Raw genomic sequence first — 14,326 nt, forward strand, 5'->3', positions numbered from 1 at the left:
GTCTGTTGCGTGTTAATTCAATATGCAGCGCGCATTCGGAGAGGGATTTACTCTTAACAACTTTTGTAAAATATTCATGAAAAAGAATCTTCTCTCTACTGCCGTTGCGGCAACGCTCGGTCTTCTGGTTCTGGCGCCTGCGGCCCATGCTGAAGACGGCACCATCACCATCAACGGCCTGGTCACCGCTTCCACCTGCGTCATCAACGGTGGCGGCGCCTCCCGTGACATCGCTGTGCGACTGCCCACGGTTTCGAAAAACTCGCTGGCAGCGGTCGGTGCAACGGCTGGCCGTACGCCGATTCGCATCTCCCTGACAGGCTGCCTGCCGGCAACCGGTGTGGTGCGTGCGTATTTCGAACCCGGTTCCACGACCAATGCAGCTGGTCGCCTGGTTGCTGACGTCACTGTTGCCTCCGGCTCCGGCGCCACTGCAATTCCCGCCAGCGCCGGCAATGTGGAAGTTTCCCTGCTGAACGCAGCCGGCGCACCCATCGTCGCTGGCGCTGCCCCGGGTTCGCAGAACACGACTCCTGTGCAAATGGTCGCTGGCACGGCTGACCTCAACTACGCCGCCGAGTACTACGCCACTGGCGTTGCGACCCCCGGCCCCGTGGTCACCCGCGTTCGTTACACCATCGCCTACGAATAAATCGTAGAGCTCATGGCCGCCTTGCGAAATGCGGCCATGTCGGGTGTTCACACTTTTTAAGCCGTTTCGCGGCCTCCGCGAGACGGCTTAGCAGGAACAGACATTCCGCTCAGATACATAAGCCAAATACACCATGATTCCGATATTCAAAAAACTATGCCTTGCGGCCATTGGCGCGGGCTTTATTGCCAGCTTTGCGCATGCCGGCGTAATCATCGAAGAGACGCGTGTTGTTTTTCCGGGCCAGGAGCGGGAGGTCACCCTCAAGCTCAGCAACAAGGGCGCTTCGCCCGTTCTGGTCCAGACCTGGTTCGACAAGGGCGAGGCTGACGCACCGCCCGAATCCATCGACGTGCCCTTCAACATGACGCCGTCCATGTTCCGCATGGACCCGAACAAGGGCCAGACCCTGCGCATCATTTACACCAAGGAGCCGTTGCCGCAGGACAAGGAAACGCTGTTCTGGGTGAACGTGCTCGAGGTCCCGCCCAAGGGGCCGGACGACGGTGGCAGCAAGCTGCAGTTGTCATTTCGCTCTCGCATCAAGCTCATGTTCCGTCCGCAGGGCCTGCCCGGGTCCGCAGGCGAGTCGCCCGCCAAGGTGAGCTGGGAAGTAGTGCCGGCAGAGGGCGGCAAGGGCTTTGCATTGCGCGCGACCAACCCTACGGCCTTTTTCGTCAACCTTGGTCAGGTCGAGTTGGCTACGGGTGGCAAGCGCTTCGACGGCGGTGGCGACCATGTGCCGCCGGGTGGCTCCAAGGTGTTTCCCATGACGGGTTTGTCCGAGCGCCCGGGGCCGGATGCGGTTGTCGAGTTCATGAGCATCAACGACTACGGTGGTCTTGTGAAAGGGCGGCGCGAGTTGGGCCAACTCGCCGCACCCAGTTCACCGGGTGCAGCCGGACGCTAGCCGCCGTCCTTTTCTCTTCTCCGGGTGCCTCGCGGCAATCCGTGGGGCCGATCCGTAAAGCGTGCGGATGCGGCCAGAACCCTGAGCGCTTCCCTCCCCGCGTTTTCCCCTCCACTGGAGCAAAGCCATACGGCCTTGCGAGGAGCCCCGTGCCTCTCGCCATCGCCCTTTTGCGTTCGCCACCATGCAACTCCCTTATTCCAACTCTCTCCGCCCGTGCCCACGTCTAAGGCCGCTTTGCGTGATGATCATGTACGCACTGTCGGCATGGCCCGGGGGCGCGCAGGCTGGCCCAGCTGTGGGTGCTGCGCCGACGCAAGTGGCGCAGGTCGAATTCGACAGCAGCTTCCTGGCGCCCAGCAGCGCCAAGGGCGTCGACCTGAGCCGTTTCAGCAAGGGCAATTTCGTGGCTCCCGGCCAATACATCGTCGAGCTGACGGTGAACGAGAACTGGGTGGGGCGTGCCCGCACCACATTCAAGAAACCCGACGGCGCGCGCGACAACGCCAGCGCGGTGCCGTGCTTCAGCAAGAGCGACGTCGAACGCATGGGCATCGATCTGCGGAAGCTCGAGCCCTCCGTGCTCGAGCAACTGGTCGATCCGAAGGCCTGCCTGCCCATCGAGCAGATCGTTCCCGATGCAACGGCCAGCTTCGATTTTGGCGAGCAGCTCCTGAACCTCAGCGTGCCGCAAGCGGTTATCAGCCGCAGTGCGCGCGGCTACGTGAGCCCCGAGTTCTGGGACCAGGGCATTACCGCGGGCTTCGTCGACTACAACCTGAGCCTCTACCAGCAGCGCAACCGCGGAATGGACAGCGCACAGAGCCAGGGCTACCTGGGCACGCGCTGGGGTTTCAATGCCGGCCCCTGGCGCTTTCGCCACAACGGCTCTTTCAACTGGGGCTCCACGGGCAAGAGCCGCTACCAAAGCAGCGCGACCTACATTCAACGAGAGCTGCAAGGCCTGTCCGCGCAACTGACGCTGGGCGACGCCTACACATCCGGTGAATTGTTCGACTCCACCAGCTTCCGCGGTGTCCGCCTGGCCACCGACGATCGCATGTTGCCGCAGTCGCTCAGCGGCTTTGCACCCACTGTGCGCGGCATCGCCCGCAGCAATGCCAAGGTGGTCATCAAGCAGGGCAACACCACCGTCTACGAAACGACCGTGGCACCCGGCGCGTTTGAAATCAACGACCTGTACGCCACCGGCTATGGCGGCGACCTGGCGGTAACGGTCACCGAGGCCGACGGCCAGTCCAGCACTTTCCTGGTGCCCTACGCCGCGGTTCCCATGTCGTTGCGGCCCGGTGTCAACCGCTATGCCGTGACTGTCGGGGTCGTGCTCGACAGCCAGATCGTGAGCAGCAAGCCCGGCTTTGCGCAGGCCACCTGGCAGCACGGTTTTTCGAATCTCCTGACGGGCTACGGCGGCATCAACCTGGCGGGGGGCTATGGCGCGGCCATGATCGGCGGCGCTTTCAATACATCGTTCGGCGCCATCGGGGTCGACTACACGCAATCGTCGACTTCGCTGCAGGGCAAGCCCGGCATGAACGGCGGCAGTGCGCGTATCAGCTATTCCAAAGACCTGCCCCAGACCGGCAGCAACATCGTATTGGCTGCCTACCGCTACTCGAGCGAAGGCTTCATGGACCTCAACACCGCCATGCGTGCCCGCGACATGGTCGATCGCCGGCTGACCATCGACCTGGTGCCGCGTCCGCGCAATCGTGCGCAGGTTACCTTCGGCCAGCAGCTCGGCGAAGGAAATGGGCGCCTGCACATGACGTTGTCTTCGTCAAGCTACTGGAACCGCCTGCAGCCGAGCCTCAGCTACATGGTGGGCTACGCCAACACCTTCAGGAATTTCAACTACAGCCTGCAGGTGTCGCGCAACCTCGGAAACAACGGCCGGTCGAACACCACTTACTACGCCAGCCTGATGATTCCGCTGGGCACCACGAACCCGGTCACCGTCAGCACCAACCTCATGCGCGACAGCAGGGGGCCGATGTCCGTGCAGTCCACCGTGTCCGGCTCGACAGGTGTCGACAACGACCTGTCTTACGGCGTCACGGTCAACCACGCGTCGGGCAGCAACTCGGGCAGCGGCTCCAGCAATGGTTCAGGCAGCAACAACAGCACCGGCGGCAGCGCCAATGTGCTGTACCGCACCTCGTTTGCCGACTTGACCGCATCGGCGGGCGCCGGCACGGGCTACTCGCAGGGGTCGCTTGGCGTGCGCGGTGCCGCAGTGGCTCACCCGGGCGGCGTAACGCTGGCGCAGTCCGTGTCCGAAACCTTCGGCATTGTCGAGGCGCCCGGCGCTGGCGGTGCCCGCCTGCTCAATGCCTCGGGCGTCAAGGTCGATGGCCGGGGCTATGCGGTCGTGCCTTACCTCACGCCCTACAACATGAACAGCGTCGAACTCGACCCCAAGGGCCTGTCGACCGACGTTGAGCTGAAGTCGAGCAGCCAGCAGGTCGCGCCGACCGCCGGCGCAGTGTCCATGCTCAAGTTCCAGACGACGGTGGGCCGCACGGCGCTGCTGCTGGTCAGGCAGGCGGATGGCGCGCCATTGCCCTTTGGCGCATCGGTGTTCGACGAGGCCGGCGAAGAAATCGGATCGGTCGGGCAGGGCAGCAAGCTCGTCGTGCGGGGCCTGCAAGACAAGGGCCTGCTCACGGTGAAATGGGGAGATGAGGCCACGGCGTCGTGCCGCATTGCCTACGAATTGCCGGTGCGCGACGAAGGCAAGACAAAGACCGAGGGCTACCAGCAGGTCAATGCAACCTGCGTTGCAAACACGCAAGTTGCTTCCAAGGAAAAACCTCTGCCGACCGCATCAGGCGCTCGCCCTGGAAAAAGCAATTGATCATCTATATGACGACAAAGAAATATATTCGCAGCCTGATGTTGCTCGGTTCATTTTTGTTGTTGAGCCTTGCCTCGGTGAGCGCCAGCGCCAGCACCACGAAGTGCACAATTCCCCCCCGTTCAACGTTGCAAACCCCGGCGGGGATTCGTTTCGACCCTTCTCTTCCAATTGGCACTGAGCTCTGGAGGGGCACTCTGCAATCAGGTACTGACACCGATGCCATGTGCTCCGGGGGGAACGGCATGGTCACTTTCAAGGGAACTGGCGTCAAACGCGCGGACCAGTCCTATGACACTGGAATCCCTGGAATTGGATATCGGGTTCACTTCTTGACCGCGGGGTGCCAAGCGCCCGCTTTTTGGCCTGTCGAGTGCGGCGGCATATTTGCTGCCCGCGTCGGCGCAGCCACGATCGAGGTCGTGCTTTTCAAGACAGGTGAGATTCCGCCCGAGGGAGGCTCACTGAGCGGTGACTTCCTGGAGTGGACCTACGAAGGCTATAGGTTGATAAGTTATGCATGGACAGGAAGCCTGGCGATAACGCCGAAAGCACCTACATGCGCGCCTGCGCAGCCGCTGTACAACATAGATCTTGGACGTATTCCCCGCTCGACATTCACCGGAATAGGCAGCGTTTCGCGCAGCCAGCCACTCACCATCGAATTGCAGTGCACAGGTGACAGCCGCACTTCCGTCACTGTTCGCGGAACCCTGACCGACAGCACGAACCCCGCCAATCGATCGACTTCATTGACGCTTGCGAGCAATTCGATCGCCAGTGGAATCGCAATACAGATACTCAAGGGCGGTGTGGCGCTCGGCTACGGCGCAGATTCCAGAACGAATGGCAACCCCAACCAATGGCTCGCGGGCACGACCCAAGCTGGCATCTTCAGAATTCCATTGGAAGCGCGAGCGGTTCAAACGGGCGCAACGGTAGGAGCGGGCTCATTCAACGGCCGGGCGACTTACACAATGAGCTACGAGTGAAGCAACCCGGTGCTGGGCTTTGGGCAATGAATAAAAAATGAATTTGATTTTGAGAAAAACTGTACGCACCTTTGCATTGATTGGCCCATTCCTGCTGCTGGGCCTGCTGCCTTTGAGTGCCAATGCATATACCTGCAGAAACCCGATTGTTGCACTTGTCACGCCCCCGGCATCGATCAATGTCAAAGATACGGCAGTCGGTCAGGTTTTATGGCGGTCAAATCCGTTGAGAGTTGTTTTGCCATCTACCAGAGACGTTTCCTGTGTCGGAAGTACGTCTGAAATTATATATAGCGTCAGCACGGCTGCGGTGCCGGGCATATCTCCAGCTGCCTATAAATCCAATATTGAGGGAATCGGATATCGAGTGAAACGCCTTGATGTGTGCCCTCAATATTTTCCTTTGAAATGCTCATCCAGGGGTGTGTCCGATCAAACAACCACTCATGACATCCAGATTGAATTGGTCAAAACTGGCGCGGTTGCAAGCGGACAATCATTGAGCGGAGTTTTTGCGAAATGGACCATCGACGACGCGACACCGGATTTTTTGCAATATTCGTGGGGTGCCCCTGTGCCTGTGATAATCAGGCCGGCCGTTTTGCAGTGCACGGTAACAACGCCACAGATAACGGTTCCGCTGGGAAGTATTCCAAAAACGGCCTTTTCCGGCATTGGCAGTAGTGCCGGCACCAAGCCACTGAGTATTGATCTGGCGTGCGCGGGGGGTGATCCCGGCAATACCAAAGCTGTCAATGTCACGCTGACCGACAACACCAACCCGGCGAATCGAAGCACAACACTTTCATTGACCAGTGGGTCGATGGCCACCGGGGTCGCAATACAGCTGCTCAATGGGCAAGCCGTACTTGGCTATGGACCCGATTCAAATGCAGCCAGCAATCCAGGCCAATGGTTTGCAGGCAACGCCGGCGACGGGGTTTTTCATATTTCCCTGAGCGCTCGCTACATTCAGACCGCGGGAACGATCACGCCAGGTTCAGCCAATGGTCGGGCGACTTTCACGATGAACTACAACTGAAGCAGCCCGGCGCGGGGGAGGGCTTTGGTTAATAAATCAACCACGAATCTGATCATGAAAAAGCTTGTTCATACCCTTGCATTGCTTGGCTCATTGTTGCTGATGGGCCTGCTGCCTTTGGTGGCCAAGGCCGCACCATATACCTGCGGAGCCCCGATTGTCGTGATTCTAGACGGCCCTGCTTCGATCGACCTCAAGGACAAAAAAATAGGTGAGGTTCTATGGGAGAGAAATCTATGGGTGCCTTCGCAAAGCATGAAAGATGTGGAGTGTACCGGCGGCGGGAGGCCTAAATATGACTTCCCTGCTGGTGCGGTGCAGGCGACGGACATAAATACCTACCAAACTGGAATTCGAGGGCTTGGGTATCGAATTACTCGAACAGGGAGCTGCCCTTGGCTATGGCCCATAACATGTGCTGCCGGCGTCTCCGCTCAGGTTGCCACTCATTCTATAAATATTCAGTTTTTCAAGACTGAATCGGTCATAGAGAGTGGCAAATCGTTGAGTGGAGTTTTTGGGCGTTGGGTTTTCGATAATCAGCCCACGGATTTTCTGCAATACATGTGGAGTGCTCCTATACTCGTGACAGTCAGGCCGGCCGTTCTGCAGTGCACAACGACGACACCGCAGGTAGCGGTTCCACTGGGAAGCATTCCTAAAACAGCCTTTTCCGGTATTGGTAGCACTACTGGCACAAAACCGCTGAACATCGACCTGATGTGCTCGGGTGGCGATCCCGGCGATAGCAAAGCCATCAGTATCACGCTGACCGACAATACCAACCCCGGAAATCAAAGCACGACACTTTCACTGACCCGTGACTCAATTGCCACGGGAGTCGCCATACAGTTGCTCCAAGGGCAAACCGTAATTGGCTATGGACCCGACTCGAATTTACCCGGCAATCCGGGCCAATGGTCTGCGGGCAACAGTGGCGCGGGGGTTTTTCGTATCCCCCTGAGCGCTCGCTACATTCAGACCGGGGCAACGATCACGCCAGGCTCCGCCAACGGCCGGGCGACTTTCACGATGAGCTACCAGTGAGTCGCCTTGGAGTGGCCAGCGTCTCGCACAGTTCGGCGTACGGCGTCGGGTTGCGGCGCCCGAACAAAACCAATCCTTTCGCACGCCACGGTTGTCGAAGCTGCATTGACGCCAACAGCACCGCGCCCTCGAATCAATCGGCGGTACAGGCATTTTCGGGCACCTGGGCTCAAAGGCAAGTGGATGCCCGGCCACAGCCCAAACCCAGCGCGGCTGCCGTCAAACCAATGAGGCTAGGGCGACAGACCGGCTAGCATTTTTTTGATCTCATTGGGCGTGCCCAATTCAAGCCGACGCGACGATCAGGCGGGTACGGTTCTCGGCTGGATGCCATCTGCGAAAAGTCATCGGTGAATCCGCCAGGCCAGTGTGGCCGGGCTTCAGTAGAAATGAAAAAATCTTGCAGATATATTTCAGATTGTTTGATTTTGTAAATATTGATTTCAATATCACGGATATTTTGTTGAATATTCCCGGGAATCGCGGAAATATCGGGAGGTCCGGCAGTTTTTCATTTTATTATTTAGAATCAAATGTGAATCCGGGATAACCATGCGTCAATTGCAATTGATGGATGTATTGTTTGAGGATTGGTGTGGCGGAATATTTTTCTGTCGTGCGTTGTGCAAAAGTGTGCCTTGAAATAGTAAAAAATGACACCCATTCAAACGAATGTGCAAGCCACCATTGCTTTGGCGGAAATCAGTGAGGGCCAAAAATCAGAGCTGCGCCAGCAGCTGGACCATATGGGTTACCCCTCCGTCATGTACGACAACCTGGAGGGTTACGAGTCGGCATTGAAGAATGGCCAGAAATTCAATTTATTGATTCTTGCCCTGAAGGATGAAGTGGAGTGGAAAAACTTTCTGCTTCCCAATGAAAAAATTCCAGTGCTGCTGATGGTTCCAGATGAAAAGTGGAATCTCCTGAAAGGCAGCGAAGAAATTGATTCGTACGACAGGCCCGTCGACATCGTTTCTTCTTCAGCCACGCGAATGGGTGAATTGAGCTGGCGCATCCAGGTGCTGCTCAAGAAGGTTTCGGCGCCTCGCATCAATCTTGGTGAAGAAACCGACTTTTCCTGGGGCGACTACAAGTTCTGCGCCAACGGGGTAGGAGTTTTTCTGCGAGGCAGAAAGTTGCGGCTGAAGCCCATAGAGCGCGCACTGGCGCTCCTGCTGTTCAGAAACATCAACATGGTTCTGGAGCGAAAGTGGATCATCAAGGAAATGTGGCGCCTGGAGGCCACGTCCAATTCCCGGGCTCTTGACGTCTGCATCGCATGCATAAGAAGAAAGCTCGAGCTCAAGGAGAACGGGCTCGCAATTCGCGCCTTCTACGGGCGGGGGTATCAGATGATCGAAATCGAAAAGCCGGAAATCGAACTGGAATCGATCATCGAAAGCCCGATATTCGCACCCGCAGCTGCATCGATTTCCGGGCACACCGATCCAGCGCCTCTCTGATCCGTCCGCGCGAGAACTGGCGGAAAGCCTGCCGCAGGAGCCCCGGCAGGTTCAGTGATGCCGGGCGCGGTGCGGTCGCGCCCTTGTTGACATGTGCGTGCCGTCAGGCAGCGAGGCCCAGCTCGCGCGCCTCGGCTTCATAGTTTGCATACGAGGCCTTGAGCACCGCGCCGTTGAGGATCATCTCGGCCAGCGGCTCGCGTGCCGCGCCGGGCTGGCCGTCGTACACGCGGGTGCGCACCCAGCACGACTCGGTGCGCGCGCTCTCGCTCAGCGCGACGATCTCGCGCTCCAGCTCGTACGGATGGCCGACGAACAGCGGGCCCTTCAACAAGCGGATCTGCTGCCCCGCGAACAGGCCCACCGCCGGCCCGCGCGACTTGAAGCCCGCTTCGCCGACGGTGCTGCCCAGCAGCACGGAGATCATCTCGAACGGAATGATGGCGCGGCCCCACGGTGAACCGGCGGCCCCTTCGGGCGTGTACCAGGGGCTCGGCTCGGTAATGGCCTGGAGCTTGTCGGCCAGGCTGAAGGGGTAGTAGTTGCCCATGTGCTGGTCGAAGCCCATGCGCACCTTCTCGGTCACGGCGCCGCGCTGGCCCACCTTCAGGTCGCGGTTGATGACGAGGCCGGTGGCCGGGCGCAGCTTGGCGATGCGCTGTTCGAGTTCATGCGGCAGGCCAGCCGCATCGCCTGTCGAAGCCGAGCCCGTGAGCACCGGCGTGCCGTCGCGCTTCTCGGCCCACAGGCGCACGAAGCGCTCGCCGGGCGCGGGGCGCTGCACGAAGGCGCGCACTTCTTCGCCCTCTACCACCATGTTCTGGTAGTGCGCGCTGATGCAGCCGGTCTCGAACCAGGACTGGCCGAAGACGTCGAAGAGCAGCGGGTCGAACTGGCTGAAATGCGTCGGCCCTTCGATGGGGCCGGCGCGCAGGCCCAGGCCCTCGGCCATGCTGTCGTCGTGGATGGATTTGTGGCCGTCGTAGCTCTGGTCGTTGAGCATCTGGCGCGGCTTGCGCAGCGGGCCGCAGAGGGCGGGGGTGTGGCTGAAGGGTGCGGTCGATGAGGTCATGCGGCAGCATCGGTGCAAGCGCGCCGCGGCGCAATCGCTGAGGCGACAGGCGCGCGGCGTCAGCCACCCGGCTCAGAACTTGTAGCGGGCGGTCAGCTGCACGTTGCGGGGTGCCCCGTACATGCCCGAGTACCACCAGCCCGACATCGACGCGATGTACTTGCGATCGAAGAGGTTCTGCACGTTGAGCGTGACCGACAGCTGGTCGCTGACGTCGTAGCGCGCCATCAGGCTGGCCACGGCATAGGCACGCTGGCGCGCGGTGACGCTGCGCTCTATCTGCCAGGCATCGCCCGTGTAGTAGATGCCGCTGTTCCAGTCCACGCCGCCGCCCAGCGTGAGCCGGCGCCAGTCGCCCGGCAGGCGGTAGGTGGTCCATATCCGGGCCATCTGGCGCGGGAAAGTGGTGTTGACGCGCTTGCCGACGGCGTCTTGCGAACTGCTGTAGTTGTACGACGCGCTCATGTTCCAGCCGGGTGCCAGCGTGCCGTTGAGTTCCAGGTCGATGCCCTTCGTCCGGGCGCCCTTGATGGCACGCGAGGCCGTGTTGGTGGTGCCGGGGATGAAGTGGCCCGCGTCGGGCTCGGCGAGGTTGTCCTGCCTGATCTGGTAGACGGCGGCACTGGTCGTCACGCGGCCGTCGAGGAAGCTGCTCTTGATGCCGGCCTCGTAGGTGTTGCCTTCCTGCGGATCGAGGGGCACGCCATTGCGGTCGAGCGAGTTCTGCGGGTTGTAGATGGTGGCAAAGCTCGCATACAGGGTGTGGTTGGCGTTCAGGTCGTACACCAGCCCGCCGTAGGGCGTGAACACGCGCCGCTCGGAAGAGGGCGCGCGTTCGTTGTAGCCGTCCGTGGTGTGGGTGACGTAGTTGCTGTCGTAGTTCAGCAGCTTGCCACCGACGATGAGCTTGAGCCCGTCGGCCAGTTCGAAGCGGCCGGCGCCATACAGGCTGCTCTGGCGGCGCGTGCTGTCGAAGGTGACGAAGCGGTCTCCGAAGACCGGCATGCCGCTGTTGTCCCAGCGGTAGACGTTGACGGCCTTGCGGTCGAGCCCCGATTTGTCGAAGCTGCCGTAGGTCAGGCTCTGGAAGTCGGTGTAGTCGGCGCCGAACACCGCCTCGTGCTGGCGGCCGAACAGGCTGAAGGGGCCGCCCAGCTTCAGGTCCACGGTCTTGTTGCGCAGCCTGTAGTCGCGGCGTTCGCCGTTGAGCCGCAGTCCGTCTCCCGTGGTCTTGTCGAAGAGGCCGGCGCTGACGGCCAGGTAGACCGAGTCTTCGCGTTGTTGCGAACGCAGGTAGTTGGCCGAGAGCTTGAGCTTCCAGTCGTTGGCGAACGATTGCTCCAGCGTCAGGAACCCGCTGGTGGAGTTGGTGTTGAAGCGGTTGTAGCGGCTGGCGCCGCTGAAGGACACCGGAAAGTCGGTCTGCTCGCCGTCGCTGTTGAAGAGCGGATAGCCCAGGTAAGACAGCGAGCCGCGCGAGCGGTTCTCCTGGTGGTCGATGCCCGCGGTGAGCTTGAGCGAAGAGGTCAGGTCGGCTTCGACCACGCCATAGAACACGTCCTTCTTCTTTTTGTAGTGCTCGATGAAGCTGCCGCCCTCCTGGTGCACGGCCACCAGGCGGCCGCGCACGGTGCCGGCCGCGTTCAGCGGTGTCGAGAGGTCGATCATTCCGCGCCGGTCGTCCCACGAGCCGACGCTGGCCTCCGCCACGCCCTGGAACGTGGCCGTGGGTTTCTTGCGCACCATGTTGACGATGCCCGACGGATCGCCTGCGCCCGTGGTCAGGCCCGAGGCCCCGCGCAGCACCTCGATGCGGTCGTACAGCGCCATGTCTGCAATGCTCTGCGAAGGCAGCGCGTCGAGACCCAGGAATTCGGTGTGGGTGCTGACGCCGTCGAGCTGGTAGTTGGAGATCGCGTAGCCGCGTGCACTGGCGCTGGAGCGCTCGGTGCCGAGCGCGTTGGTCGACAGGCCCGGCGTGCGCGCCAGCACCTGGCCGATGCTGGTGAGGTTCTCGTCTTCCATGCGCTGCTGCGTCATGACGCTGACCGACTGCGGCGTGTCCTTCAGGCTCAGGCCAAGGCCGGTGGCCACGCCCGTCGGGCCCCGGGCGGTGTAGGTGCCGGTTCCTTCCGTGGTGCCCGAGCGGTCGGCCTGCGCCGTCACGCGCACTTCGGCAAGCGTCGTGCCCGACTCGGATGCGCTTGCCGCCGGCGCGGTGCCGTTGCCGTTTCCGTTGCCGCTTCCCGAGGGAACGACGGTGAGCGTGCCGCCGGGTGTCTGTGCCAGTGCCAGCCCGCTGCCCGACAGCGCCTGCTGCGCCGCCTGTGCCACGGTGAAGCGGCCCTGCACGGCCTGGGCACGCCGTCCTGCCACGAGTGCCGGCGCGGCGCTGATGGTGCGGCCGCCCATGCGGGCAATGCGCGCCAGAACGATGCCCAGTTCATCGGCCGCAAGGTTCCATTCCGACGCGCCATCGGCGACGGCAGGGGGCGGGGCGGTGGCGGGCGTGGTCTGTGCAAACGACGGCGCGCCGGCGCATGCGAGCAACGCGGCCAGCGCCAGCGCGGTCCTGCGCGTGGGCAGGCGGCTGCCGGCCGACGGGCAGGCAGGAAAAGAAGGAAGGGACAGTGACACGGCGGACTTTCTCGTCGGTTCAGGTTGATCGAAGCGTTCAACCCTGTATGACCCACGAGGGGGCGCAAACCCGTCAACCCATGCGTGCCGATGCCAGATTCATGCGGGGCGCACGTCCACGTACACGACCCAGTCGCCCCAGCGGCGCACGCGCAGCGGCAGGGTGTCGACCAGGGCCTGCAGCGCGTCCATCGGCCGGTCCAGCGGATAGACACCGTAGACACCGACCCGCGCCGCCTCGGGGCTGACCCGCAGGATGGCGGACGTGTAGGGGCGCAACGCATCGACGACGTCGCCCAGAGGCTGGTCGTGCACTTCCAGCACGCCGGCAGACCAGGCGCTGGGGTCGACGCGAACCGTGGCAAGAGGCGCGATGCGGTCGGCCTCGATCCACGCGCTGCCGCCTTCCTGCAGATCGACCGGGGCACTGTCGTGCCGTGTGCTCAGGCGCACGCTGTGTTCCAGCACCGAGACCAGCGTGCGGCCCTCGTCCTGCTGCACCATGAAGCGCGTGCCCAATGCCCGCACGCTGCCTTGCGCGCTCTGCACGACGAAAGGCCGGTGCGCGTCGGCGGCCACCTGGACGATGAGCGCGCCCGCGCGCAGCCGCACGCGGCGTTGTGCCTCGCTGAAATCCAGGTCGACCGCCGAGCGTGCGTTGAGCAACAGGTCGCTGCCGTCCGCCAGCGCAAAGCGCCGCCGCTCGGCTGTACCAGTGCGCAGATCGGCGTTCCACGCCGTGAGCGGCGCGCGCCGGTCGGCCCAGAGCCCGCCGCCCGTGGCCGTCAGCAGCGCCACCGCGGCACCGCCCAGCATGGCGCGTCGGCGCGCGCGGCGGTCAGGCGGCGTGCTCAGGGCGCGCACGCCAGGCGGCGCGTGGCCGTCGGCCTGCAACTGGCTCAGGGCAGGCGCGATCCGCTGGTTAAGCCGCTGCCGCAGCGCTGCCCACGCGTTGGCATGGGCGGGCGCAGCAGCCAGCCAGCGGGCAAAAGCCTGCTGGTCGCTGTGGTTGCTGTGGCCCGAGTCGAGCCGTACCAGCCAATCGATCGCCTGCTCCGTGGCGGGATCCAGCGGCGCTCCTCTCTCAGGCATCGGGCTGTACCGGGCAGGTGTACAGGTGCACGACGGCTTGTTTGATGTAGCGCTCGACCGAAGAGATCGAAATGCCCATGCGTTGCGCGATCTCGCCGTGTGCAAGGCCTTCGAGCCGGCGCAGGAGAAATGCCTCCCGCGCCTTGGAAGGCAGGCCATCGAGCCAGCGGTCGAGGGTTTCGAGGGCTTCGCGCACCAGCGCGTAGGTTTCGGGAGAGGGCGCAAGTTCATCCGGCTGGGCTGCGAGCGCCTCGAGCCAGGCGCGCTCCAGTTCCCGTCGGCGCCAGAAGTTGTAGAGCACACGCTGCGCCAGGGTGGTCAGGTAGGCGCGCGGTTCCTGAAGCACCTGGGCCTGGCCACCGACGATGACGCGCACGAAGGTGTCTTGCGTCAGGTCCGCCGCCATGTGCCCATCGTTCAGGCGGCGCCGCATCCAGCCGAGCAGCCAGTCGCGGTGCTCGCGGTAGAGCGTGTCGATGGGAGCAACCACGGCGGGGGAGGGCATGAAACCGAAAAAGTTAATGAGAAGTAATCTCAT

At 62.1% G+C, this 14,326-nt stretch carries 11 protein-coding genes; 7 read left to right on the plus strand and 4 right to left on the minus strand.

Annotated elements, in window-relative coordinates; genetic code table 11:
• The first annotated feature begins 76 nt into the window (after positions 1-76).
• The 7 genes from DBV14_RS06425 to DBV14_RS06455 all read left to right on the plus strand — a co-directional run bounded on the left by DBV14_RS06425 (position 77) and on the right by DBV14_RS06455 (position 8,987).
• Positions 77-652, plus strand: a complete 576-nt coding sequence (locus DBV14_RS06425) for a fimbrial protein (protein ID WP_124458363.1) — start codon at positions 77-79, stop codon at positions 650-652.
• Positions 653-785: 133 nt separating this feature from the next.
• Entirely contained in the window at positions 786-1,562 is a 777-nt protein-coding gene (locus DBV14_RS06430; protein ID WP_124458364.1) for a molecular chaperone, read from the plus strand.
• Between the two features lie 244 nt (positions 1,563-1,806).
• A complete protein-coding gene (locus DBV14_RS06435; RefSeq protein WP_260396843.1) occupies positions 1,807-4,440 on the plus strand; it encodes a fimbria/pilus outer membrane usher protein in 2,634 nt (877 codons plus the stop codon).
• Positions 4,437-5,432: a fimbrial protein gene (locus tag DBV14_RS06440; RefSeq protein ID WP_124458366.1), complete on the plus strand. Its 996-nt coding sequence runs from the start codon at positions 4,437-4,439 to the stop codon at positions 5,430-5,432. The genes DBV14_RS06435 and DBV14_RS06440 overlap by 4 nt, the downstream gene beginning before the upstream one ends.
• Before the next feature lie 37 nt (positions 5,433-5,469).
• Positions 5,470-6,474 carry a fimbrial protein gene (locus tag DBV14_RS06445; RefSeq protein WP_124458367.1) on the plus strand — a complete coding sequence of 335 codons (1,005 nt, stop codon included), beginning with the start codon at positions 5,470-5,472 and terminating at the stop codon, positions 6,472-6,474.
• A gap of 54 nt (positions 6,475-6,528) precedes the next feature.
• Positions 6,529-7,521 (plus strand): fimbrial protein, encoded by a 993-nt coding sequence (locus tag DBV14_RS06450; RefSeq protein ID WP_124458368.1) that lies wholly within the window; start codon positions 6,529-6,531, stop codon positions 7,519-7,521.
• 653 nt (positions 7,522-8,174) lie between these two features.
• Positions 8,175-8,987 carry a winged helix-turn-helix domain-containing protein gene (locus DBV14_RS06455; protein ID WP_124458369.1) on the plus strand — a complete coding sequence of 271 codons (813 nt, stop codon included), beginning with the start codon at positions 8,175-8,177 and terminating at the stop codon, positions 8,985-8,987.
• A gap of 103 nt (positions 8,988-9,090) precedes the next feature.
• On the opposite strand, the gene DBV14_RS06460 is transcribed toward DBV14_RS06455, so the two are convergent.
• The 4 genes from DBV14_RS06460 to DBV14_RS06475 all read right to left on the minus strand — a co-directional run bounded on the left by DBV14_RS06460 (position 9,091) and on the right by DBV14_RS06475 (position 14,293).
• Positions 9,091-10,059 (minus strand): hypothetical protein, encoded by a 969-nt coding sequence (locus tag DBV14_RS06460; RefSeq protein ID WP_124458370.1) that lies wholly within the window; start codon positions 10,057-10,059, stop codon positions 9,091-9,093.
• Between the two features lie 72 nt (positions 10,060-10,131).
• Positions 10,132-12,696: a TonB-dependent receptor gene (locus DBV14_RS06465; protein ID WP_260396844.1), complete on the minus strand. Its 2,565-nt coding sequence runs from the start codon at positions 12,694-12,696 to the stop codon at positions 10,132-10,134.
• A 99-nt stretch (positions 12,697-12,795) separates the two neighbouring features.
• Positions 12,796-13,788, minus strand: coding sequence for a FecR domain-containing protein (locus DBV14_RS06470; RefSeq protein ID WP_124458371.1), 993 nt, complete (start codon positions 13,786-13,788; stop codon positions 12,796-12,798).
• Complete coding sequence (locus DBV14_RS06475; RefSeq protein WP_124458372.1) at positions 13,781-14,293, minus strand: sigma-70 family RNA polymerase sigma factor; 513 nt, start codon at positions 14,291-14,293, stop codon at positions 13,781-13,783. Before DBV14_RS06475 ends, DBV14_RS06470 begins: the two co-directional genes overlap by 8 nt.
• Between the last annotated feature and the right edge of the window lie 33 nt (positions 14,294-14,326).

This window comes from Variovorax sp. KBW07, from assembly GCF_003852515.1.
Classification (GTDB): Bacteria; Pseudomonadota; Gammaproteobacteria; order Burkholderiales; family Burkholderiaceae_C; genus Variovorax.

Bases quoted from the DNA above. Each gene is read 5' to 3' on its own strand.
- DBV14_RS06425 (WP_124458363.1), top strand. From the start codon at position 77: ATGAAAAAGAATCTTCTCTCTACTGCCGTTGCGGCAACGCTCGGTCTT.
- DBV14_RS06460 (WP_124458370.1), bottom strand. From the start codon at position 10,059: ATGACCTCATCGACCGCACCCTTCAGCCACACCCCCGCCCTCTGCGGC.
- DBV14_RS06470 (WP_124458371.1), bottom strand. From the start codon at position 13,788: ATGCCTGAGAGAGGAGCGCCGCTGGATCCCGCCACGGAGCAGGCGATC.
- DBV14_RS06430 (WP_124458364.1), top strand. From the start codon at position 786: ATGATTCCGATATTCAAAAAACTATGCCTTGCGGCCATTGGCGCGGGC.
- DBV14_RS06475 (WP_124458372.1), bottom strand. From the start codon at position 14,293: ATGCCCTCCCCCGCCGTGGTTGCTCCCATCGACACGCTCTACCGCGAG.
- DBV14_RS06450 (WP_124458368.1), top strand. From the start codon at position 6,529: ATGAAAAAGCTTGTTCATACCCTTGCATTGCTTGGCTCATTGTTGCTG.
- DBV14_RS06435 (WP_260396843.1), top strand. From the start codon at position 1,807: ATGATCATGTACGCACTGTCGGCATGGCCCGGGGGCGCGCAGGCTGGC.
- DBV14_RS06455 (WP_124458369.1), top strand. From the start codon at position 8,175: ATGACACCCATTCAAACGAATGTGCAAGCCACCATTGCTTTGGCGGAA.
- DBV14_RS06445 (WP_124458367.1), top strand. From the start codon at position 5,470: ATGAATTTGATTTTGAGAAAAACTGTACGCACCTTTGCATTGATTGGC.